Genomic DNA, 21,740 nt, shown 5'->3' with positions numbered 1-21,740 from the left:
CATGCCCTTGCACGTACTCGTCCTCGGCGGCACGACGGAGGCCCGCCGCCTCGCGGAGCGCCTGGTGGCGGTGGGCGAAATGCCCGGAGTACGGGTGACCAGCTCGCTCGCCGGCCGGGTGGCCCGCCCGAAGCTCCCGCCGGGCGGAACGCGCGTCGGCGGTTTCGGCGGAGCCGACGGCCTGGCGGAATGGCTCCGCGCACACCGAGTGGATGCGGTCATCGACGCCACCCATCCTTTCGCCGGGACGATCAGTTTCAACGCGGCCTCCGCCGCTGACGCAGTCCATGTTCCCCTGCTGGCGCTGCGCCGTCCCGGCTGGGTGCCCTCGGACGGCGACCGGTGGCACCCGGCCGACTCCCTGGCGGGGGCGGCGGAGCTCCTTCCGGGGCTGGGGCGGCGCGTCTTCCTCACGACGGGGCGCATGGGCCTGGCCGCGTTCGCCGGGCTGGACGCGCTGTGGTTCCTGATACGTTCGGTCGACGCCCCCGAGGCCCCGTACCCGGCCCGGATGGAGGTCCTGCTGGACCGGGGACCGTTCACCCTGGACGGCGAGCGGGAGCTGATCCGGCGGTACGGCATCGATGTCCTCGTGACGAAGGACAGCGGCGGCGACGCGACCGCCCCCAAGCTCACCGCCGCCCGGGAGGCGGGCATCCCGGTGGTCGTGGTCCGGCGCCCGCCGGTCCCGGACGACGTTCCGGTGGCCGGGACCCCGGAGGAGGCCGTCGCCTGGCTGCGAGGCCTTGAAGGGCCGGGGCTCTGAGGGCGGGGCCACGAAGGACCGGGGCCGTGGGCTAGACGCCCGTGCGGCCGTCGACGTGTTCCCGTACGAGGTCGGCGTGGCCGCAGTGGCGGGCGTACTCGCCGATCATGTGCGTGTAGATCCAGCGCAGGGTGACCTGACCGCCCATGAAGGGGCTGGTGCCGTCGAGGGGGCGGGACGCGCAGTTCTCCCGGGCCCGGTCGATCTCGGCCTGCCACAGGGGCAGCGCCTTCTCGTACGTGTCTCCTTCGGCCGGACCGAATCCGCCGTCGTGGCCATCGGGGCCCGGGGCGTGGATCGGATCCACGTCCTCCTGGGCCAGAACCCGGCGGAACCAGGTCCGCTCGACGTCCGCCGCGTGCCGGACGAGACCGAGCAGGGTGACCTGCGACGGCGCGGCGGCGGGCGCGGAGAGCTGGTCCTCCGTCAGGCCTTCGCACTTCTGGGCGAGCGTGGTGCGGTAGAAGTCGAGCCAGCTCTCCAGGGACGTCCGCTCATCGGCGTCCAAGGGGGGCATGAGGCGTTCGGGAGAGCTCATGTCCGCCATCGTGGCACGAGGGTCCGACAGCCGGCCGAAGGAGGGGACGGGGCGACGGACCGTACCCGGGGACTGTCGGTGGCCGCCGCTAACGTGGCGGCACACCCACTCGCCGGCGCCTCGTACCGGGCGTGACGCAGCCTCAGGAGCCAAGCATGCAACCGACGTTCGCCGACTTCTCCGCCACGCCGGTCCGCGTGTCCAACGCCGGGATCAGGTACCGCGACTGCCATGAGACGTCGTCGCACCTGACGATGGGCGCCGACGCGAGCACCGAGCTGGACTTCGAGGTCGACGGCGACGAGAAGATCGTCGAGGTGACGCTCACAATGACCGCGCTGGTCTCCAAGCTGGGCGGGTCCCTGGGATACGCCCCGGTCGACGTGCTGGTGAACGGGGAGGCGCTCGTCCAGGGGCTCACCGTGCCCGGTGGCGGCGACCTCCCGCAGGACAACGTGTTCGCCGTCCCCGGCGAGCTGCTGCGGCCGGGCACCAACACGCTGGAGATACGCACGGCCGTCGGCGCGCGCAGCATGTTCTGGCTGTACCGCGTCACGCTCGACTCCGTGTACGAGCGTGGCCGCTCCGAGCGTGCGATGGCGGCGGAGGCGGCCCGCGACACGGTCTTCTCGTACAGCACGGAGCGACGCGCGCCGTTCACCGAGGCCTGGCGGCCGGGCCCCCGGCTGCTGTTCCACGTCGACCGGGGCGAGCGGTCGCTGCCCGCGCAGCTGGGGTGGCGCGGCGAGGACGGCGCGGAGTCGGCGATCAGCTTCCAGTCGAACATGTCCGACTTCCACGGGCACCACCGTGCCGCCGACGGCACGCTCGCCGAGTTCCGTGGCCGTGTCATCGGGCGCGGGGCGTTCCCGGAGGGGACCGAGGGCGTCCACACGCACCGTTTCCGTACCGAGGAGGGGTGGGGCGGCGACTGGCACGACTCCGGCGAGCTGCGGATCCTGGTGGAGGACGGCTCCGGGCCTGTGGAGCGGGTGACCTGGCGCGACCAGCGGGGCAATTCAGGTGTGGCCGCGCTGCGCGTCGCGGCCGGCCGTTCGGGCGCGGCGGACGCGCCGGACGTGACCGGGCAGGCGACGGTCGTCGAGGTCAGCGACGAGTTCGAGGAGGCCGGGGAGGTCGCGGAGAACCTGCTGCGGGACTCCCGGGCGAAGTGGCTGGCCGGCGACTGCGAAGCCACCGTGGAGTTCGGGTTCGACCGGCCCACCGCCCTCACCTGCTACACGCTGACGTCCGCCAACGACTTCCCGGACCGTGACCCCCGGGACTGGACCCTGTCGGGCTCGCAGGACGGCAGCCGCTGGACGGAGCTGGACTCCCGGACCGGGCAGGGCTTCACCGAGCGCTTCGAGAGCAGGAGGTTCCGGATCGGCGGCGCTCCCGTGGCCTACTCCCGCTACCGCCTCGACATCACCGGCAACGGGGGCGCCGACGAGATACAGCTCTCCGGTGTGAGGTTCGCCGGAATCGCCTCGGACCACTTCAGCGGCTACTACCAGCGGTACGACGAGGGCCCCATCGGATACCGGGGCACGGCCGTCGCCGCCCCGGACGACTCCGCGGAGCGCGAGCGGACGGCCCGCCTCACCGCCGAGCTTGAGCAGGCGGCCCGCAGTCTGGCCGAAGCGGCCCGGTCCGTCGGCAGGCTGGCGGAGTGGGTCCGGGACCGCTGACCGGAGGCGGCTCGTCCGGGCGCGGACGGCCGCGGGGCCTCCGGCCCGCCGGTCGCCCGGCCCGCCGGTACCCCGGCCCCCGGGCCTCGACGCTCGGTCCTGTCACCGCTCGACCCACGCCGCAAGCGGGCCGAGCGGTCCGTCACGCCTCCGGGTAGCGGCGCGGTGTCCACACGATCTGCCGGCCGTCGCCCCGCCGCACCCAACGGGTCTGTGAGGAACCCACGATCAGGATCGTCCGCATGTCGACCTCGGCCGGGTCGAGATCGGCGAGCCGCACCGTACGCACACTCTCCGCGGGGCCGCCCACATCGCGCCCGAGCACCACGGGCGTGTCCGGGGAGCGGTGCTCCAGCAGCAGGTCGCGGGCCTTGCCGACCTGCCAGGTCCGGCTGCGGGAACCGGGGTTGTACAGCGCCAGCACCAGGTCGGCCGTCGCCGCCGCGCGCAGCCGCCCCGCGATGACCTCCCAGGGCTTGAGCCGGTCCGACAGCGAGAGGGTGGCGTAGTCGTGGCCCAGCGGAGCCCCCGCGGCGGCGGCCGCGGCGTTGGCCGCGGTCACTCCGGGCAACACCCGTACCGCTATGTCCGTGTACGCGTCCTGCGAGGCCACTTCCAGCACGGCCGTCGCCATGGCGAAGACCCCGGGGTCGCCCCCGGACACGACGGCCACGCGGCGCCCCCGGCGGGCCAGGTCCAGGGCGAGTTCGGCGCGCTCCGACTCGACCTTGTTGTCGGAACCGTGGCGCTGCTGCCCCGGGCGGACCGGCACCCGGTCCAGATACGTCGTGTAGCCGACGAGGTCGTCGGCTGCGGCCAGCGCCCCGCGCGTCTCGGGCGTCAGCCACAGCGGTCCGGCGGGGCCGGTGCCGACGACGACGACCTCACCCGTGCCGGGGCCCGCGGACGGCGAGGGGCGGGGGGCGTCGATCCGGCTGGGCAGCACGGCGACCGCGAAGTACGGCACCGAGTCGGCGTCCGTGTCCGCCAGGTCCCCGGTGCGCTCCCCGGCCATCGTGGCCCGCTCGACGTACCGCGCCTCGGACAGCCGCCCGGACGCCTCGAACGCGCGGCGCACCGCGGGGAAGGTGCGGCCCAGCTTCATCACCACCGCGGAGTCCGTGGCCGCCAGACGTGCCGTCAGCTCCTCCTCCGGCAGCGTGCCGGGCAGGATCGTCAGCACCTCCTCGCCCTCGACGAGCGGGGTGCCGAGCCGGGCGGCGGCGGCGCTGACGGACGTGACACCGGGGATGACCTCGGTCTCGTAGCGGTGCGCGAGCCGTTTGTGCATGTGCTGGTACGAGCCGTAGAAGAGCGGGTCGCCCTCTGCGAGCACGGCGACGGTGCGTCCGGCGTCGAGGTGTACGGCGAGCCGGGCCGCGGCCTCGGCGTAGAACTCGTCCAGCGCGCCCCGGTAGCCGCCGGGGTGGTCCGTGGTCTCCGTCGTGAGGGGGTAGACCAGCGCCTCCTCGATGTGGTCGGCGCGGAGGTGCTGTGCCGCGATCGAGCGGGCGATGGAGCGGCCGTGACGGGCGGAGTGGTACGCGACGACATCGGCCTCGGCGATGACCTGCACGGCCCGCACGGTCATCAGGGCCGGGTCGCCGGGACCGAGCCCGACACCGTACAGCCGCCCGGCGCCTGTGGTGGTCCGCTGGCTCACGCTCACTCCTCCTCGCTGGCGATCGCGTTGAGGGCGGCGGCAGCCAGGGCGCTGCCCCCGCGCCGGCCGCGCACGATCAGGTGCTCCAGACCGGACGGGTGGACGGCCAGGGCCTCCTTGGACTCGGCTGCCCCGATGAAACCGACCGGTACACCGATGACGGCGGCGGGGCGCGGAGCGCCCTCCTCGATCATCTCCAGCAGCCGGAAGAGGGCGGTGGGCGCGTTGCCGACGGCGACGACGGCCCCCTCCATCCGGTCGCGCCACAGCTCCAGGGCGGCGGCACTGCGGGTGGTGCCGAGCTTCGCGGCCAGCTCGGGGACGGCCGGGTCGGACAGGGTGCAGATCACTTCGTTGTCCGCGGGCAGGCGCTTGCGGGTGACACCGCTGGCGACCATGGCCACGTCGCACAGGATCGGCGCACCGGAGCGCAGCGCGGCGCGGGCGTCGGCCACGGCGTTCGGCGAGAAGGCGAGATCGGTGACGAGATCGACCATGCCGCAGGCGTGGATCATGCGGACGGCGACCTGGCTCACGTCGGCGGGCAGCCCGGCCAGATCCGCCTCCGCGCGGATGGTGGCGAAGGACTGGCGGTAGATCGCCGGTCCGTCCTTCTCGTACTGATGCACAGTGCTGTCGCTTTCTTTCTTCAAGGGGTGCTACGGGTAAGGGGTGTTCAGGCGGTACGGGCGTCCCGCGCCGCCGCGACCGCGGCGGCCAGCGCGACCGGGTCGTCGTGGACCGCCGTCGCGGCGGTGGCCCGGTCCCCCCGCACGTGGGAGATCCGGTGTCCGTCGGGGGTGGCGACCACGTCGATCCACTCGCCGTGCGGATGGCCGCACCGGCGTTCGCACCCGGACCAGTACACAGGGAGCCGTCCGGCCGGTCCGACGGCGGCCCCCGCCTGGGCCCGCACGTCGGCCAGTGACTTCGCACAGCCGGGCTGCCCGATGCACGCGCCGACGCCGGCCCACGGGGAGCCGTGACCGACGATCAGGCCGGCCTCGGAGAGGCTGTGAAGCAGGCCGTCCACACGGTCGGGCGCGACGCCGGTGACGACGGCGCCGCGCCACGGGGTGAGGCGCAGCTCGCCGGAGCCCGACAGGAGCCGCCACTGTTCCCGGTCCAGCCTTCCCAGCGGTACGCCGGCACAGAGCGCGACGTCGCGGCGGCTGCCCCGGACGGGGCCGGGGGCCGGGGGCCGGGCTTCGGACGGGCGGGGGTGCGAGCCGGGGGTGACGGGGACCCGGGCGTTCCGCAGGCGCCGGACGACGTCGCCGGACAGGGGGGCCGCCGCGTCGGCGGGCAGGTCCTTCACCCGCCAGGCGCCGGATTCGCGGGCCGCGTCCAGGAACGCCTCGGCGGCGAGGAGGGCGGCGCGCGGCCCGTCGGCGGCCGGGACGAGGAGGACGGCGTCGGTGTTCCCGACGCGCAGCATCGCGTCGCCGTCGGCGCCGGCCAGCACGGTGAGGTCGGCGCCGAGGGCGTCCACATCGCCGCGTCCGTCGTCGAGCGCGAACAGGAAGCGGCCGGAGAGTGCGGTGGCGCGGTCGCTGCCGCAGACGAGACGGTCCAGTTCGGCCAGCCAGGGTCCGATGTCCGCGGACCCGAGGGAGTCGAGTCCCGAGAGGGGTGAGGCGACGACGTTGCGCACCCGCTCATGGCGTTCGGAGGGCAGCAGCCCCGCCCCGCTCAGCAGCCTTGCCAGCTCCGTACCGCAGTCCGGGGCGAGGCCGCGCAGCTGTACGTTGCCGCGCGAGGTGAGATGCAACTCACCGTCGCCCAGCCGCAGGGCGGCCTCCAGGAGGGCGTCCGCCCGAGTCGCCGTCAGCACCCCGCCGGGTATGCGGACCCGTGCCAGCGCACCGTCGTCCGCCCGGTGCAGGCGCAGTGTCCCGGGGCAGGCGTCACCACTGCTCCGGGTACACGTATCGCCCGGAGACCGGGGCGAGATGGGGGATGCGGACATGGCGGCGAGCATACCCACCGTGACCATCGCGCAGCCCTGCGGTCACTGTGAGCTGCAGGACACCCGGAACCTCCGCCCCAGGAGGGCCGGGTTCCACCGGGGGCCGTCTGGTCACCCCCACCCACCTGCGGCCTACTATGCCTAGCGGCGGTCCGTTCGGCCCGCCATCGCCAGACGGCGACATGGGAGGAAGCCCGGTGAGATTCCGGCGCGGTCCCGCCACTGTGAGCCCGGTCCACGACGACCGGGCGAGTCAGGAACTCCTTTCCCCAAGCTCTCGGCTCCGCTCGAGCAGGGGGACCCCATTCCGACACCGCCCGGGGCGTGGACACCCCGAGGAAGGCTTGACGCCGCATGATTCTGCTCCTGTCGACGTCCGACACCGACCTGCTCAGCGCCCGCGCCTCCGGCGGCCCGGTCGGCTTCCGCTACGCGAACCCGTCCCGGCTCTCCGTCGAGGACCTGCCGCGGCTCCTGGACGGCACCGACCTCGTGGTCGTCCGTCTCCTCGGTGGTGTCCGCGCCTGGCAGGAAGGGCTGGACCAGGTGCTGGCGACCGGCCGCCCGGTCGTCGTCCTCACCGGTGAACAGGCCCCCGACGCCCAGCTGATGGCCGCTTCCACCGTCCCCATCGGCATCGCCGCCGAGGCGCACGCCTACCTCGCGCACGGCGGCCCCGCCAACCTGGAACAGCTGGCACGCTTCCTCTCCGACACGGTGCTGCTCACCGGCCACGGCTTCGACCCGCCCGCCCCGGCCCCCGCGTGGGGCCCGTTGGAGCGGACGGCCCGTGAGGGTGTCACCGGGCCCACCATCGCGGTGCTCTACTACCGCGCCCACCACATGAGCGGGAACACCGCGTTCATCGAGGCGCTCTGCACGGCCGTGGAGGACGCGGGGGCCCGCGCCCTCCCGCTGTACGTCGCCTCGCTCCGCTCGCCCGAGCCCGAACTCATCGACGAACTCCGGGCGGCCGACGCCATCGTGACCACCGTCCTGGCCGCGGGCGGCACCAAGCCGGCCACCGCGTCGGCGGGCGGCGACGACGAGTCCTGGGACGCGGGCGCCCTCACCGGCCTCGACGTCCCGGTCCTCCAGGCCCTCTGCCTGACCAGCCCGCGCGCCGCCTGGGAGGAGAACGACGAGGGCGTCTCCCCGCTGGACGCAGCCACCCAGATCGCGGTGCCGGAGTTCGACGGCCGCCTGATCACGGTGCCGTTCTCCTTCAAGGAGATCGACGAGGACGGCCTGCCCGCCTACGTCGCCGACGCCGAACGTGCGGCCCGGGTCGCCGGGATCGCCGTACGGCACGCCAGGCTCCGGCACATCCCGGCGGCCGAGAAGCGGATCGCGCTCGTCCTGTCCGCGTACCCGACCAAGCACTCCCGCATCGGAAACGCGGTCGGCCTCGACACCCCCGCCAGTGCCGTCGCGCTGCTGCGCAGACTGCGCGCCGAGGGTTACGACTTCGGGCCCGGGGAGGAGATCCCGGGGCTCGTCTCCGGCGACGGCGACGAGCTGATCTACGCGCTGATCGAGGCCGGCGGCCACGACCAGGAGTGGCTCACCGAGGAGCAGCTGGCCCGCAACCCGGTCCGCATCCCCGCGGCCGACTACCGCCGCTGGTTCGCCACACTGCCCGCCGACCTCCGCGAGGCCGTCGAGCGGCACTGGGGCCCGGCCCCCGGCGAGATGTTCCTCGACCGGTCCCGCAACCCCGAGGGCGACATCGTGCTCGCGGCCCTGCGGCGCGGCAATCTGCTCATCCTCATCCAGCCGCCCCGCGGCTTCGGCGAGAACCCGATCGCGATCTACCACGACCCGGACCTGCCGCCCTCGCACCACTACCTGGCCGCCTACCGCTGGATCGCCGCGTCCGCCGACGACAACGGCTTCGGCGCCGACGCGATGATCCACCTCGGCAAGCACGGCAACCTGGAGTGGCTGCCCGGCAAGAACGCCGGCCTGTCGGCCGCCTGCGGCCCCGACGCGGCGCTGGGCGACCTGCCGCTGGTCTACCCGTTCCTGGTGAACGACCCGGGCGAGGGCACCCAGGCCAAGCGCCGGGTGCACGCCACCCTGGTCGACCACCTCGTACCGCCGATGGCGCGCGCCGACAGCTACGGCGACATCGCCCGCCTCGAACAGCTCCTGGACGAGCACGCCCAGATCGCCGCGATGGACCCGGCGAAGCTCCCGGCCGTCCGCGCCCAGATCTGGACGCTGATCCAGGCGGCGAAACTCGACCACGACCTGGGGCTGCAGGACCGGCCCGAGGACGAGGGCTTCGACGAGTTCATCATGCATCTCGACGGCTGGCTCTGTGAGATCAAGGACGTCCAGATCCGCGACGGACTGCACGTCCTGGGCGGCGCCCCGGCCGGCAAGGACCGCGTCAACCTGGTCCTCGCCATCCTGCGCGCCCGCCAGATCTGGGGCGGTACGACCTCGCTGCCCGGTCTGCGCGAGGCGCTCGGCCTCGACGAGTCCGCGGCCACCCGTACCGCCGCCGACGAGACCGAGGAGCGGGCCCGCGCCCTCGTCCAGGCGATGGAGGACGCGGACTGGGACCCGGCCGCCGTCGCCGGCGTGGCCGCCGGACAGCCGCAGGCCGTCGCCGACATCCTCGACTTCGCCGCCCGGGAGGTCGTGCCCCGCCTCGCCGCGACGACCGACGAGCTGGACCACACCGTCCACGCGCTGAACGGCGGCTTCGTCCCCGCCGGGCCGTCCGGTTCCCCGCTCCGTGGCCTGGTGAACGTCCTGCCGACCGGCCGGAACTTCTACTCCGTAGACCCGAAGGCCGTCCCGTCCCGCCTCGCCTGGGAGACCGGCCAGGCCCTCGCGGACTCGCTCCTGGAGCGCTACCGCGCCGACAACGGCGACTGGCCCACCTCCGTCGGCCTGTCCCTGTGGGGCACCAGCGCCATGCGCACGGCGGGCGACGACATCGCCGAAGCCTTCGCCCTGCTCGGCGTCCGCCCCGTCTGGGACGACGCCTCGCGCCGCGTCACGGGCCTGGAGGCGATCCCGTACGAGGAGCTGGGACGCCCCCGTATCGACGTCACCCTGCGCATCTCCGGCTTCTTCCGGGACGCCTTCCCGCACACCATCGGCCTCCTCGACGACGCCGTACGCCTGGCCGCCTCCCTCGACGAGCCCGCCGAGCGGAACTTCGTACGCGCGCACACCCAGGCCGACCTGGCCGAACACGGCGACGAGCGGCGCGCCACCACCCGTATCTTCGGCTCCCGGCCGGGAACGTACGGTGCCGGGCTGCTCCAGCTCATCGACTCACGAGACTGGCGTACGGACGCCGACCTCGCCGAGGTCTACACGGTGTGGGGCGGCTACGCCTACGGCCGCGAGCTCGACGGGCGCCCGGCCCGGGACGAGATGGAGACCGCGTACAAGCGCATCGCGGTCGCGGCGAAGAACACCGACACCCGTGAGCACGACATCGCGGACTCGGACGACTACTTCCAGTACCACGGCGGCATGGTCGCGACCGTACGCGCGCTGAAGGGCACCGCCCCCGAGGCGTACATCGGCGACTCGACCCGCCCCGAGACGGTCCGCACCCGCACCCTGGTCGAGGAGACGTCCCGGGTGTTCCGCGCCCGGGTGGTCAACCCGAAGTGGATCGAGGCGATGCGCCGCCACGGCTACAAGGGCGCCTTCGAGCTCGCCGCGACCGTCGACTACCTGTTCGGGTACGACGCGACGACGGGTGTGGTCGCGGACTGGATGTACGACAAGCTCACCGAGACGTACGTCCTGGACCCGACGAACCGCGAGTTCCTCCAGCAGGCCAACCCCTGGGCGCTCCACGGCATCGCGGAACGCCTCCTGGAGGCCGAGTCCCGCGGGATGTGGGCGAAGCCCGACCCCGCGGTGATCGAGGCGCTGCGCCAGGTCTTCCTGGAGACGGAAGGGGATCTGGAGGGCGAGGACTGAGCGGGCGCCGGGCTTCCGGTAAGGGGTGGAACCGGGAGGTATTGCCGCCCTGCGGTGCCGGGTCCAAGCTGGGGGGATGGGTGATCAGACGGGTCCCACGCCCTCGTCGGTCCGGCAGGCCTTCCGTTTGTTGGAGGCGGCGGGGGCGCACGAGGGCGGTGCGCCCGCGCAGCAGCTGGCGCGGGAGGCGGGACTCGCGCCGGACACCGCCCAGCACCTCCTGGGCGCGCTCACCGGGGACGGCTTCCTGCGAAGACTCGAGGACGGCGGGTACGTCCCGGGCGACAAGCTCTACGCCTCGCACGACGGCGGCCCGGGGCACGGGCTGATGGACCGGGTGCGACCCGTCCTGGCCTCCCTGCGGGACGAGCTGGCGTCCGCCGCGTACCTGACCTTCTACGAGGAGGGCGAGATCCGCGTCGCGGAGATCGTCGACAGCCCGGAGGCGCCGCGGGTCGACCTCTGGGTGGGCTTCGAGGACGCCGGGCACGCCACGGCGCTCGGCAAGTGCGTGCTGCGCGAACTGGACGGCGAGGCGCGTGCCGACTACCTCTCCCGGCACACGCTCCCCGACCTCACCCCCCGCACCATCACGCACCGCGAGGACCTGGTCCGGCAGCTCGAAACGGCGCCGCGCACGCCGGTCGTCATGGACCGGGAGGAGTACGCGCTGGGCACGGTCTGTGTGGCGGTGCCCGTGTACAGCGGCTCGGGGGTGGGCTCGCTCGGGGTCTCCTTCCGGTCGGACCGGATGTACCGCAGGAGCGATCTCCACCGCCGGGTGCAGGCCGCGGCGGACCGCGTGACCAGGGGACTCTCGCTCACGGACTGAGGGCCGGTGGCCCCCTGGGAGCGGGCCGCCGTTGTGGACGAGGAGGCTGCCCCGACAGGCTCACGCGGACTGTTCGGCGATCTCGGCGGAACCGCCGACGAGATCGGGCGCGAAGATCATGCGGGCAGGCCCCTGCGGCGAGACGGTACGCGGCAGCCGTGCGCGGGCGTACTCCCCGTACTTCGCACGCTTCATCGCGCCGAGCACGAGGAGCTGACCTGCACGCCGGTGCGTACCAAGGTGCGGTACGGCATGATCGTGCTCCTCCGTCGCCGGTGAAGCGTGGTAGCAATGCGTGGACTGGCCGCAGGGCCCCTGCCCCAGCATCATGAGCAAGCGGAACCTTGCTCCGTCAAAAATGCGGAGCGCTGTTCCGTTTTGGCGGGTAGTGGAGGGAGCGGCGCGGTGAACGACGGCGACGAGGGCGCGGGGCAGGCGACCCGTGCCAAGCGGGCGGACGCCCGGCGTAACAAGGAGACCCTGCTCGACGCGGCCGCCACGGTCTTCGTCGCCTCGGGCGTGGAGGCGCCGGTACGCGACATCGCGGCCGAGGCCGGGGTCGGGATGGGCACGATCTACCGCCACTTCCCGACGCGGGCGGACCTGATCATCGCCGTCTACCGCCACCAGATCGAGGCCTGCGCCGAGGCCGGGCCCGCGCTGCTGGCGAGCAGCGGGACACCGCACGCCGCGCTGGGGCGGTGGATCGACCTCTTCGTCGACTTCCTGGTCACCAAGCACGGACTCGCGGCGGTGCTGCAGTCCGACGACGCGGGGTTCGACGCCCTGCACGCGCACTTCCTGGACCGCCTGGTACCGGTGTGCACCGAACTGCTGGCCGCCGCGGCCGAGGCCGGTGAGATCCGCTCCGACGTGCGGGCCTTCGAGCTCATGCGCGGCGTCGGCAACCTCTGCATCGGCGACGACCGCGACCCCCGCTACGACCCGCGCCGGCTGGTCGGGCTCCTGATCGCCGGACTGGGCCGACCGCGCTGAGGCGGAGCCGGCGGCGAGGGGACAGGGGGTCCACCAGCCACCGGCGCGCGGCGTCGGCCACGCCCGACGGCGGTGGCGAAGTCCCCGGCGCCCTTGTCGACGCGGGCGAGGCGCCGACCGTACCTACCGCGTACGACGTCCGCGCCGGCCAGGGCCGCGCTATCGCCACATCGGCGTCGGAACCGTCGGAGCCCGCGCGCGAGTCGGTCACGCCGCGCAGGGTATCGGGTACGGACGAGGGGCCGGGGCCTACGTACCGGTGCCCTCCGACTGACGTGCTACGGGTGAATAAACGGGCATCGCGATGCGCCGGGGCCGGGCCGCCAGCACTCTGATGAAGCGGCCCCGGCGACGCCCGTGGACGTGAGCCGAAGGGGGCGCTTCCATGACATCCGGTCGAGCACGGCCGCCGTCCGATCGGACGCGTACGACGGGTGAGCCGGCCGGCGGTCTCGGCAGGCAGCCGGATGTCCCCGCCCTGCCCACGGTTCCGGTCCAGCCACTCCGCCCGCCCGTCGCGGACCGGCGGCGCCCGGTGCCCCGCCATGTCGCGTGCGTGATGGACGGGAACGGCCGGTGGGCCCAACAGCGCTCCCTGCCGCGTACGTCAGGGCACAGGGCCGCGGAGACGACGGTCATCGACGTCATCGAGGCGGCCAGGTCGGCGGGGGTCGAGTGGCTCAGCCTGTACGCCTTCTCCACCGAGAACTGGCGGCGCCCGGGTGAGGAGATCGACTTCCTCATGCGTCTGGTGCGCCGCGTGGTGCGCAAACACGCGCCGCTGCTGCACGCACGCGGCATCCGCTGCCGGTTCCTGGGGGCCGAGGACCCGAGGATTCCCGCTCCGCTGGCCCAGGACTTCGCCGACCTGATGACACTCACCGAGGCCAACCGGGGCATGACGCTGACCGTGGCGTTCGACCACGGCGGGCGCCAGGACATCGTCTCGGCGGCCCGGTCCCTGATCCGCGCCGGAGTGTCCGCCGACGCCGTCGACCAGGCGTGCTTCGCCGCGCACCTGCCGGTCCCCGACACGCCTGACGTGGACCTCGTCATCCGTACCTCCGGCGAACAGCGCATCTCCAACTTCATGCTCTGGCAGGTGGCCTACGCCGAGTGGATCTTCCCCTCGGTGCTCTGGCCCGACTTCCGTGCGCCGCACTTCCTGGAGTGCCTGCACGAATACCGGAGCCGCGACCGCCGCTTCGGCGGCGTGACACCTCAGACGAACGGGGAACCTCAAAGGTGAGGGACACGGACAGCAGCCACTCCGCACGGACCGGCCACGGCACCACGGGCCCTCACGGCGGCCCCGCCCGGGAGACCGCCGAAGCACCGGCCGAATCCCTGTTCGGGCCGGACTCGCAGTTCCACCGCTTCTTCAACGACCCACGCTGGGCGCTGGCCGTCGTCAGGGCCACGGTGCTGGAAGCCGCCCACCCGCAGATCGGTGCGGCACTGGCCGACAACTCCTCCTTCGTCGTGCACCCGTGGCGGAGGCTGGGCAACACCCTGGTGAGCCTGCAACGCATGTTCGGAGCCGACGAGGACGTACGGCAGCGGGAGGCGGCACGGCTGAACCGCCTGCACGCGCGGCTGAGTGGTACGGACGCGAGGAGCGGCCCCTACGACGCCATGGACCCGGAAGTGCGGGCGTGGGTGGTCGCGACGCTCTTCGAGAGCTCCGTCACCATGTGCCGGCTGAGCGGGCAGCCCCTGGACCAGGTCACCATGGAGCGGCTCTACGCCGAATTCCAGGCCTTCCTGGCAGCCCTGGGGGACGAGGCCGGTCATCTACCGCCCACCTTGCCCGGGTTCTGGCAGTACTACGACCGCATGGTCGCGGAGGAGCTGCAGAACACGGAGGCGCTGCGCATCATCCTCTTCAGGCTCTTCGAGCATCTGCCGGCACCGCCGCTGTTCGCGGGCCTGCCCACGGTCTGGGCGGCCGGCCGTGCGCTGGCAGGCCCGGTCATCGGTGCCATCACCGTCGCTTCCCTCCCCGAGGTCTTCCGCCGCCGGGCGGGGCTGCCCGAGGTCCCCGGTGCGCAGACCCTGATGCAGAGTGCCTACATGGCCGCACGCCTGGCCCGCGCCCTGCCCGACAACTGGATCCAGACCGAGAACGTCGTCGGTCTGCTCCAGCTGTCGCCGGACGGCGACGGCCCCTGGGCCGAGAAGCTCAGCACACTGCGCGACCGGACGAAACGGGCCGGCGCGCTGTTCCGGCTGCTCACACCGGTACCGGCACAGCAGGACGGCACGGGCGGTGCGGAGGAGGCGGGCGGTTCGAGCGGCACGGGCGGGGCCGAGAACCGGCGCGGTGCCCGGGAGTTCTTCTCCGAAGTGCTGGACCAGACCGGGGACGGCTATCTGGACTGGCCCGATCTCGCCGCCATGGCACGGGAGATCTGCTCGCGTCTCGACCTGGACGAGCCGGCGGAGACCCGGCTGTACGACGCGTTCGCCGCATGGTGGAGGGAACTCCAGGCGGCCCTGGACAGTGACGGCGACGGCCGGGTGAGCGAGGAGGAGTACGCGGCCGCGGCCCCGTCCCTGGCAGGACCGGCGCTGATCCGCGTCGCCGAGGTCCTCTTCGGGGTCACCGACGCGGACGGGGACCAGTTCATCGACGCCGAGGAGTACCGGGCCCTGTTCCGGAAAGGCTTCGGGCGATCCGTCGTGGACGCCGAAGGGCGCTGCTCCCGGAGCGCGTTCGTGCGGGACTTCCTCTCCTTCATGTCAGGCCGTCGGCGCTCGACCCTCTACGACCCGCTGCTCTCCGACGCGTAGGCATACAGGTCGGGCCGCCGTTCCCGGATGGTCGCCTCGGCCGGTGACACGGGCGCGGCAGCTCAGGCGCCGCGTGCCCGCAGGATCCCTACGACGCCCAGGAGCAGCGTCTCGGACATCATTCAAGCCCTCCGCAGTGGAGTCATCGCCGCGAAGGTCACCCCGGTGAGCTGCTCGGACGCGGTCCACAGGCGCTGCTGGACGGCCTGGTCGTGGGACTCGGGGCTGGAGGTGACCAGCTTCGGGTAGCCGCGGATCTGCCCCCGGTTGCCGGGGCCGTAGTACTGGCCGCCGGTGACGGCCGGATCGGTGGCGGCGCGCAGGGTGGGCAGGGCACCCATCTCGGCCTTCTGGGTGAGCATCGGCGCGAGCCAGCTGACGGGCCCGCGAAGCGCGGCGGGTGCGTTGCGCATGAGCTCGGTGTTGGACACGCCGGGATGGGCGGCCACCGCGACCGTGGTGCCGTGCGGTGCGAGCCGGCGCTGCAGTTCGTACGTGAACATCAGGTTGGCGAGCTTGGCCTGACCGTAGGCGGCGACGCGGCTGTACGAGCGCTCCCACTGCAGGTCGTCGAAGTGGATGGCGGCCCGGATGCGGTGACCGGTGCTGCTGACCGTCACGACGCGGGAGCCGGGCACGGGCAGGAGCCGGTCCATCAGCAGGCCGGTCAGGGCGAAGTGCCCGAGGTGGTTGGTGCCGAACTGGAGCTCGAAGCCGTCGGCGGTGGTCTGCCGGGGGGTGTACATCACGCCCGCGTTGTTGATCAGGAGGTCGATGCGCGGGTGGGCCGCGCGCAGGTCGGCCGCCGCGGCCCGGACCGAGTCCAGGGAGGTCAGGTCGAGGGCCTGGACGGTGACGTCGCCGGTGATGCGGGCGGCCGCCCGCTCGCCCTTCGCCACGTCCCGGACCGCCAGGACCACGGTCGCGCCGTGGGCCGCGAGTATCCGGGCGGTCTCGAAGCCCAGTCCGGTGTTGGCGCCGGTCACGATCGCCACCCGGCCGTGCTGATCGGGGATGTGCTGCTCGGTCCAGTTGCCGCTCATGACGTGCTCCTTAAGAACCATCGGTCTGTTAAAAGCAAACGTAAGAGACCGCCGGTCCCCTGTCAAGAGACCATCGGTCTACTATCAAGGGACCGATGGTCTCTAAGTTAGGCTGAGGGCGTGACATTCCAGCGCGCGCGAAGCGAGGAGCAGCGGGAGATCCGCCGCCGGGCAATCCTGGACACGGCGGCGGCGATGCTCGACGAGATGCCCGTGGCCGAGGTGAGCCTGAACGAGCTCAGTCGGCGGGTGGGCCTGGCCAAGTCGAACGTCCTGCGGTACTTCGAGTCGCGCGAGGCGGTGCTGCTCGAACTCCTGGACGTCTTTCTGGGGAGCTGGCTGGCCGAGCTGGCGGACGAGCTGGACGCGGGCATCGAGACGCACGCGGCACCGGAGGAGCGGGCGGTCCGGCTCGCCGAGATCCTCAGCCGGTCACTGGCAGACCGCGTGGTGCTGTGCGACCTCTTCGGTGCGCAGGGCAGCGTCCTCGAGCACAACGTCTCGGTCGAGGTGGTCAAGCGGCACAAGCGTTCCTCCCTCGCGAAGCTCGCGGCCATGGTCGAGCTCGTGCGCCGCCATGTGCCCGAACTCGGCGACGGTGCACAGCTGTTCTGCCTGATGAGCCTGATCTCGGCGGGCGCCCTGTCGGCGTACGTCCCGCCGCCGCCCAGCCTCCTTGCCGCCTATGAGGACGAGCCCGCCCTGGGCGTACTCAACCTGGACCTGCGTGACGCTCTGCGGGTCTCCTTCACCTCGGCGCTCCTGGGCGTGCTGCCGCGCGCCTGAGGGGGAACGGCTGACGAACTGCCGGGAAGTCCGTGACCGGCGGTCGGTGGCCGCCAGGTCGGCGGTCAGGCGGTCGGGGCGGGGCGTGCGCTGCCGTGGAAGACCTGCCTGGTGTGCCAGGAACGGTGGGCGGCGGCGAAGGGACGGACGCCCGGCCGAGGGCCTTCGACGTCGGTGACGGGCAGTGGCGGAGGTCACGAGCCGTCGGCCTGGGCCGGGTCGGCGGCAGGTCTGCGGTGGGCCCGGAAATGAATGAGACCAGAACTGGGGCCATCAACGTCGAAGGCCCCCGCAGCGAGCTGCGGGGGCCTTCGACGTATTGCCCGGTGAGAGCAATGGCGGAGGATACGAGATTCGAACTCGTGAGGGGTTGCCCCCAACACGCTTTCCAAGCGTGCGCCCTAGGCCACTAGGCGAATCCTCCGCCGCAAACAATACAAGACGTTGGAGGGTGCTCGCGAACACGTTCCCCGGAGATCGCTCCCGGGAGCTCCCGGGAGGTCGGGTGGGTGGACTTGAGGGGGCGGGGATCGGCTAAGGTGGGCGTCAGCCCCTCACGTGGCGCTATCTGACTGAACTCCCCCAGGGCCGGAAGGCAGCAAGGGTAGGTTGGCTCTGGCGGGTGCGTGGGGGGCCCTTGCGTGTCCGGGGTGTGGGTGTCCCGCCGGATGCCGCGCCCGGAGCGGGACCGGTTGTCGGTCCACCCCGATAACCTCGTAGATGTGTCGTCCCTTGCGCTGTACCGCCGCTATCGCCCCGAGTCCTTCGCCGAGGTCATCGGTCAGGAGCATGTCACTGACCCGCTGCAGCAGGCCCTGCGGAACAACCGGGTCAATCACGCGTACCTGTTCAGCGGGCCGCGCGGCTGCGGAAAGACGACCAGCGCGCGCATCCTCGCCCGCTGTCTGAACTGCGAGCAGGGGCCCACGCCGACGCCGTGCGGGGAGTGCCAGTCCTGCCAGGACCTGGCGCGCAACGGGCCGGGTTCGATCGACGTGATCGAGATCGACGCCGCTTCGCACGGTGGTGTGGACGATGCCCGTGACCTGCGGGAGAAGGCGTTCTTCGGGCCCGCGTCGAGCCGGTACAAGATCTACATCATCGACGAGGCGCACATGGTCACCCCGGCCGGGTTCAACGCCCTGCTGAAGGTGGTCGAGGAGCCGCCGGAGCACCTCAAGTTCATCTTCGCGACCACGGAGCCCGAGAAGGTCATCGGCACGATCCGCTCGCGTACGCACCACTACCCGTTCAGGCTGGTCCCGCCGGGGACGCTGCGCGGTTATCTCGCCGAGGTGTGCGGCAAGGAGAACAGCTTCGTCGAGGACGGTGTGCTGCCGCTCGTCGTTCGGGCCGGTGCCGGATCCGTGCGTGACTCGATGTCCGTCATGGACCAGCTGCTGGCCGGTGCGGCCGAAGGCGGTGTGACATACGCCATGGCGACCTCGCTCCTCGGGTACACGGACGGGTCCCTGCTGGACTCCATCGTGGACGCTTTCGCGGCGGGCGACGGGGCTGCGGCCTTCGAGGTCGTGGACCAGATCATCGAGGGCGGCAACGACCCCCGGCGCTTCGTAGCCGACCTGTTGGAGCGGCTGCGCGACCTGGTGATCCTGGCCGCCGTGCCGGATGCCGGGGACAAGGGGCTCATCGACGCTCCCGCCGACGTGGTCGAGCGGATGCAGGCACAGGCGGCCGTCTTCGGTGCCGCGGAGCTGAGCCGGGCGGCCGATCTGGTCAACGAGGGGCTCACGGAGATGCGCGGGGCGACCTCGCCGCGTCTTCAGGTGGAGCTGATCTGCGCCCGGGTGCTGCTGCCGGCCGCCTTCGACGACGAGCGTTCGTTCCAGGCCCGGCTGGACCGGCTGGAGCGCGGCGCGTCCTTCGCGATGGCCGGGCCGGGCCCCGCCATGGGGTACGTGCCGGGGCCCGAGGCCCACGCGGCCGGTCCCGGGGCCGTCTCCGGGCCGACGGCCGCCCGTGCGGCGGTAGGGGGCGAGGCCCGCGGCGGCGCACCGACGGGTACACCGGTCGGCGCACCGACAGGCGCACCGCAGACCGCACCCATGCCCGCCCCCGCCCCGGAAGCCCCGCCCGCCGCGCCCCACGTCCAGCAGCCCCAGGCCCAGCAACCCCAAGCCCCCCAGGCCCCACCCGAAGCCCCCGCAGCAGCCGCCCAGCGCCCCGGCGCCTGGCCTGCCGCGAGTGGGGCCGGCAGCGGCGCCGGAGGCGGCGGGGAGGCGGCGCGCCGGCCCGGTGGATGGCCGACCGCTTCCACGCCCGGCAGTCCGCCGCCCCCGCAGGCCCCCGCCCCGGCGGCGGCCCCCGCTCACGCCGCCGCCCCCGCGTCCGTCGCGCCGCCCGCCGGTGGGCAGGACATGGCGCAGGGCGCTGCCCAGGTGCGGAACATGTGGCCGGACATCCTGGAGGCCGTGAAGAACCGTCGCCGGTTCACCTGGATCCTGCTCAGCCAGAACGCCCAGGTCACCGGCTTCGACGGGGCCACCCTGCAGATCGGCTTCCTCAACGCGGGCGCCCGTGACACCTTCGCGAGCAGCGGCAGCGAGGAGGTGCTGAAGCAGGCCCTCGCCGAGCAGTTCAACGCCAAATGGCGGGTCGACGCGGTCGTCGACGCGTCGGGCGGTGGCGGTCAGCCCGCGCAGCCCGGTGGCGGCGGCCGCCCGTCATCCCCCGCCCCGTACCAGCCCGCGCCCGCCCCGCAGGCGCCGTCGTACGAGCCCCGGCCCGCCGCCCAGCAGCCACCGCCGGCCGCCCAGCAGCCCCCGGCCCAGCAGTCCCACAGGCCGGAGCCGACGGGTTACGACCGGGCCGCCCCCGAGCCGCCGCATCCGGTCGCGCCGGAGGACGACACCGCGGAGGCGGACGATCCGGACCTGATCGACTCCGCGCTCTCGGGACACGACCTGATCGTGCGCGAGCTGGGAGCCACGGTCGTCGAGGAGTTCACCAACGAGTAGGGACGAGAGGTGGGGCGGGTGGAAACGAGTAACGCACCGCGCGCCGCCCCGCCGTCCACGGAGCGGCGCCCGTCGAGGCCGCCCCGCCCCGGCGGTTAGGCTGCACCCCGTGAAGGTCCTCGTCATCGGCGGCGGCGCCCGCGAACACGCCCTGTGCCGCTCTCTTTCCCTCGACCCCGATGTCACCGCTCTGTACTGCGCTCCCGGCAACGCCGGAATCGCAGAGGTGGCCGAACTGCACCCGGTCGACGCGCTCGACGGCGACGCCGTCGCGCGCCTCGCGACCGAGCTGGGTGCCGAGCTGGTGGTCGTCGGCCCGGAGGCACCGCTTGTCGCCGGTGTCGCCGACGCCGTGCGCGCGGCCGGTATCCCCTGCTTCGGCCCCTCGGGCGAGGCGGCCCGGCTGGAGGGCTCCAAGGCGTTCGCCAAGGACGTCATGGCCGGGGCCAACGTCCCGACCGCCAGGAGTTACGTCTGCACGACGCTCGCCGAGATCGACGAGGCCCTCGACGCGTTCGGTGCCCCGTACGTCGTCAAGGACGACGGCCTCGCGGCCGGCAAGGGCGTCGTCGTCACCGACGACGTCGAGGCGGCCCGCGCCCACGCGCTGGCCTGCGACCGGGTGGTCATCGAGGAGTTCCTCGACGGCCCCGAGGTCAGCCTCTTCGCGATCACCGACGGCACCACGGTGCTGCCGCTGCAGCCCGCCCAGGACTTCAAGCGAGCCCTGGACGGCGACGAGGGTCCGAACACCGGTGGCATGGGCGCGTACTCCCCGCTCCCGTGGGCCGACCCGAAGCTGGTCGACGAGGTCATGCAGTCCGTCCTCCAGCCGACCGTCGACGAGCTCCGCCGCCGCGGCACGCCCTTCTCCGGGCTGCTGTACGCGGGCCTCGCGATCACCTCGCGCGGCGTACGGGTCATCGAGTTCAACGCCCGTTTCGGCGACCCGGAGACCCAGGTGGTCCTGGCCCGGCTGAAGACCCCGCTGGCCGGGATCCTGCTCGGTTCGGCCAACGGCACCCTGGACCTCCTACCCCCGCTGAACTGGCGTGACGAGGCCGCGGTCACCGTGGTCATCGCCTCGCACAACTACCCCGCGACCCCCCGGACGGGCGACCCGATCGAGGGCCTCGCGGACGTGGTGGCGCAGGATGCGCCGCATGCGTTCGTCCTGCACGCCGGGACCAGGCAGGACGGCGACGCGGTCGTCAGCGCCGGGGGCCGCGTGCTCTCCGTCACCGCGACCGGCAAGGACCTGAGCCAGGCCCGCGAGCGCGCCTACACGGCCGTCGGCAGGATCCGGCTCGACGGCTCCCAGCACCGTACGGACATCGCCCGCAAGGCCGCCGAGGAAGCCTGAGAAGGCCAGAAGGCCGGCAGAAGGCCTGAAAGCCCGAGAGCCGGCCGTGCACACCCGCTTCCGTGCCCGGCACCTCCCCCGAGGTACCGGGCACAGCTGTGTCCGGCGGCTCCCAGGGGCGCCCGGAAGGACGTCGGTTCGTACGCATGAACCGACGCTCACCCGTACGACGGAACCCCTCGGGGCCGTCGCGTCAGCAGCTTTGCCCAAAGCCATTCCATCGGGTGACGACTCGCCCATCCGGATGACGTCCGCCGAGGCCCCAACTAGGGTGCGGCGCAAGCGTTCCGGCACTTGGCCCACCGGCATTGCGATGTCGGTGGCCGGTGCCACAGTGGGGGAGTGACCAACACCGTCGCGGGGGC

General features: G+C 72.9%; 15 protein-coding genes, 1 tRNA gene, 1 other RNA gene, 3 pseudogenes and 1 riboswitch. Of the genes and pseudogenes, 11 read left to right on the top strand and 9 right to left on the bottom strand.

From position 1 onward, the window contains the following. The first annotated feature begins 1 nt into the window (after position 1). Positions 2 to 766, top strand: a complete 765-nt coding sequence (locus ACFWVP_RS12580; RefSeq protein WP_384496007.1) for a cobalt-precorrin-6A reductase — start codon at positions 2 to 4, stop codon at positions 764 to 766. 31 nt (positions 767 to 797) lie between these two features. Here the strand turns inward: ACFWVP_RS12580 and ACFWVP_RS12575 are convergent, their stop codons facing one another. Then, positions 798 to 1,304 (bottom strand): DinB family protein, encoded by a 507-nt coding sequence (locus ACFWVP_RS12575; RefSeq protein WP_384496006.1) that lies wholly within the window; start codon positions 1,302 to 1,304, stop codon positions 798 to 800. Positions 1,305 to 1,459: 155 nt separating this feature from the next. Here ACFWVP_RS12575 and ACFWVP_RS12570 point away from each other — a divergent pair, with 155 nt between their 5' ends. Then, positions 1,460 to 2,995: an alpha-1,2-mannosidase gene (locus ACFWVP_RS12570; RefSeq protein ID WP_384496004.1), complete on the top strand. Its 1,536-nt coding sequence runs from the start codon at positions 1,460 to 1,462 to the stop codon at positions 2,993 to 2,995. Positions 2,996 to 3,137: 142 nt separating this feature from the next. On the opposite strand, the gene cobJ is transcribed toward ACFWVP_RS12570, so the two are convergent. From cobJ to ACFWVP_RS12555, 3 genes are read right to left on the bottom strand one after another with little or no spacing between them, the layout of a single operon-like run. Next, the gene (cobJ, locus tag ACFWVP_RS12565) at positions 3,138 to 4,664 is read right to left on the bottom strand and encodes a precorrin-3B C(17)-methyltransferase (RefSeq protein WP_384496002.1); all 1,527 of its coding nucleotides are present in this window, start codon (positions 4,662 to 4,664) and stop codon (positions 3,138 to 3,140) included. Continuing rightward, positions 4,661 to 5,287: a precorrin-8X methylmutase gene (locus ACFWVP_RS12560; protein WP_384496000.1), complete on the bottom strand. Its 627-nt coding sequence runs from the start codon at positions 5,285 to 5,287 to the stop codon at positions 4,661 to 4,663. Before ACFWVP_RS12560 ends, cobJ begins: the two co-directional genes overlap by 4 nt. A gap of 47 nt (positions 5,288 to 5,334) precedes the next feature. Then, positions 5,335 to 6,639, bottom strand: a complete 1,305-nt coding sequence (locus tag ACFWVP_RS12555; RefSeq protein WP_384496206.1) for a cobalamin biosynthesis protein CobG — start codon at positions 6,637 to 6,639, stop codon at positions 5,335 to 5,337. Positions 6,640 to 6,813: 174 nt separating this feature from the next. Next, a riboswitch (cobalamin riboswitch) is annotated at positions 6,814 to 6,890 on the top strand. 91 nt (positions 6,891 to 6,981) lie between these two features. Between ACFWVP_RS12555 and cobN the strand changes: the two genes are divergently transcribed. After that, positions 6,982 to 10,584 carry a cobaltochelatase subunit CobN gene (cobN, locus tag ACFWVP_RS12550; protein WP_384495998.1) on the top strand — a complete coding sequence of 1,201 codons (3,603 nt, stop codon included), beginning with the start codon at positions 6,982 to 6,984 and terminating at the stop codon, positions 10,582 to 10,584. A gap of 76 nt (positions 10,585 to 10,660) precedes the next feature. Next, positions 10,661 to 11,416 carry an IclR family transcriptional regulator gene (locus tag ACFWVP_RS12545; RefSeq protein ID WP_384495996.1) on the top strand — a complete coding sequence of 252 codons (756 nt, stop codon included), beginning with the start codon at positions 10,661 to 10,663 and terminating at the stop codon, positions 11,414 to 11,416. A gap of 69 nt (positions 11,417 to 11,485) precedes the next feature. On the opposite strand, the pseudogene ACFWVP_RS12540 reads toward ACFWVP_RS12545, so the two are convergent. Beyond that, positions 11,486 to 11,608: pseudogene (locus tag ACFWVP_RS12540) on the bottom strand (LLM class flavin-dependent oxidoreductase); the annotation flags it as partial. A 213-nt stretch (positions 11,609 to 11,821) separates the two neighbouring features. Between ACFWVP_RS12540 and ACFWVP_RS12535 the strand changes: the two are divergent. After that, a complete protein-coding gene (locus tag ACFWVP_RS12535) occupies positions 11,822 to 12,412 on the top strand; it encodes a TetR/AcrR family transcriptional regulator (RefSeq protein ID WP_384495994.1) in 591 nt (196 codons plus the stop codon). Between the two features lie 68 nt (positions 12,413 to 12,480). On the opposite strand, the pseudogene ACFWVP_RS12530 reads toward ACFWVP_RS12535, so the two are convergent. After that, positions 12,481 to 12,623, bottom strand: a pseudogene (locus ACFWVP_RS12530) (phosphatase); the annotation flags it as partial. 348 nt (positions 12,624 to 12,971) lie between these two features. Here ACFWVP_RS12530 and uppS point away from each other — a divergent pair. Continuing rightward, positions 12,972 to 13,661, top strand: coding sequence for a polyprenyl diphosphate synthase (gene uppS, locus ACFWVP_RS12525; RefSeq protein ID WP_384496204.1), 690 nt, complete (start codon positions 12,972 to 12,974; stop codon positions 13,659 to 13,661). A 98-nt stretch (positions 13,662 to 13,759) separates the two neighbouring features. After that, a complete protein-coding gene (locus tag ACFWVP_RS12520; protein WP_384496202.1) occupies positions 13,760 to 15,205 on the top strand; it encodes an oxygenase MpaB family protein in 1,446 nt (481 codons plus the stop codon). A gap of 122 nt (positions 15,206 to 15,327) precedes the next feature. Here the strand turns inward: ACFWVP_RS12520 and ACFWVP_RS12515 are convergent, their stop codons facing one another. After that, a complete protein-coding gene (locus tag ACFWVP_RS12515) occupies positions 15,328 to 16,248 on the bottom strand; it encodes an SDR family NAD(P)-dependent oxidoreductase (protein WP_384495992.1) in 921 nt (306 codons plus the stop codon). A gap of 120 nt (positions 16,249 to 16,368) precedes the next feature. Here ACFWVP_RS12515 and ACFWVP_RS12510 point away from each other — a divergent pair, with 120 nt between their 5' ends. Next, positions 16,369 to 17,034: a TetR/AcrR family transcriptional regulator gene (locus ACFWVP_RS12510; protein ID WP_384495991.1), complete on the top strand. Its 666-nt coding sequence runs from the start codon at positions 16,369 to 16,371 to the stop codon at positions 17,032 to 17,034. 65 nt (positions 17,035 to 17,099) lie between these two features. Here the strand turns inward: ACFWVP_RS12510 and ACFWVP_RS12505 are convergent. Both ACFWVP_RS12505 and ACFWVP_RS12500 read right to left on the bottom strand, forming a co-directional pair. Further along, positions 17,100 to 17,198: pseudogene (locus tag ACFWVP_RS12505) on the bottom strand (restriction endonuclease); the annotation flags it as partial. Between the two features lie 172 nt (positions 17,199 to 17,370). Further along, positions 17,371 to 17,458, bottom strand: a tRNA-Ser gene (locus ACFWVP_RS12500). Positions 17,459 to 17,579: 121 nt separating this feature from the next. Here ACFWVP_RS12500 and ffs point away from each other — a divergent pair. The 3 genes from ffs to purD all read left to right on the top strand — a co-directional run bounded on the left by ffs (position 17,580) and on the right by purD (position 21,375). Next, an RNA gene (gene ffs, locus ACFWVP_RS12495) (signal recognition particle sRNA small type) lies at positions 17,580 to 17,676 on the top strand. Between the two features lie 80 nt (positions 17,677 to 17,756). Continuing rightward, entirely contained in the window at positions 17,757 to 20,012 is a 2,256-nt protein-coding gene (locus tag ACFWVP_RS12490) for a DNA polymerase III subunit gamma and tau (RefSeq protein WP_384495989.1), read from the top strand. A gap of 109 nt (positions 20,013 to 20,121) precedes the next feature. Continuing rightward, positions 20,122 to 21,375 (top strand): phosphoribosylamine--glycine ligase, encoded by a 1,254-nt coding sequence (gene purD / locus ACFWVP_RS12485; RefSeq protein WP_384495988.1) that lies wholly within the window; start codon positions 20,122 to 20,124, stop codon positions 21,373 to 21,375. Positions 21,376 to 21,740: the final 365 nt, after the last annotated feature.

The sequence above is a fragment of the Streptomyces sp. NPDC058637 genome, assembly GCF_042717325.1.
Classification (GTDB): domain Bacteria; phylum Actinomycetota; class Actinomycetes; order Streptomycetales; family Streptomycetaceae; genus Streptomyces.
This window is presented reverse-complemented; position numbering and strand designations above follow the sequence as displayed.

What these genes read in the sequence shown, in the direction of transcription:
- ACFWVP_RS12580 (WP_384496007.1), top strand. Translation starts at nt 2, where the DNA reads ATGCCCTTGCACGTACTCGTCCTCGGCGGCACGACGGAGGCCCGCCGC.
- ACFWVP_RS12575 (WP_384496006.1), bottom strand. Translation starts at nt 1,304, where the DNA reads ATGAGCTCTCCCGAACGCCTCATGCCCCCCTTGGACGCCGATGAGCGG.
- ACFWVP_RS12570 (WP_384496004.1), top strand. Translation starts at nt 1,460, where the DNA reads ATGCAACCGACGTTCGCCGACTTCTCCGCCACGCCGGTCCGCGTGTCC.
- ACFWVP_RS12555 (WP_384496206.1), bottom strand. Translation starts at nt 6,639, where the DNA reads ATGCTCGCCGCCATGTCCGCATCCCCCATCTCGCCCCGGTCTCCGGGC.
- cobN (WP_384495998.1), top strand. Translation starts at nt 6,982, where the DNA reads ATGATTCTGCTCCTGTCGACGTCCGACACCGACCTGCTCAGCGCCCGC.
- ACFWVP_RS12545 (WP_384495996.1), top strand. Translation starts at nt 10,661, where the DNA reads ATGGGTGATCAGACGGGTCCCACGCCCTCGTCGGTCCGGCAGGCCTTC.
- uppS (WP_384496204.1), top strand. Translation starts at nt 12,972, where the DNA reads ATGGACGGGAACGGCCGGTGGGCCCAACAGCGCTCCCTGCCGCGTACG.
- ACFWVP_RS12515 (WP_384495992.1), bottom strand. Translation starts at nt 16,248, where the DNA reads ATGAGCGGCAACTGGACCGAGCAGCACATCCCCGATCAGCACGGCCGG.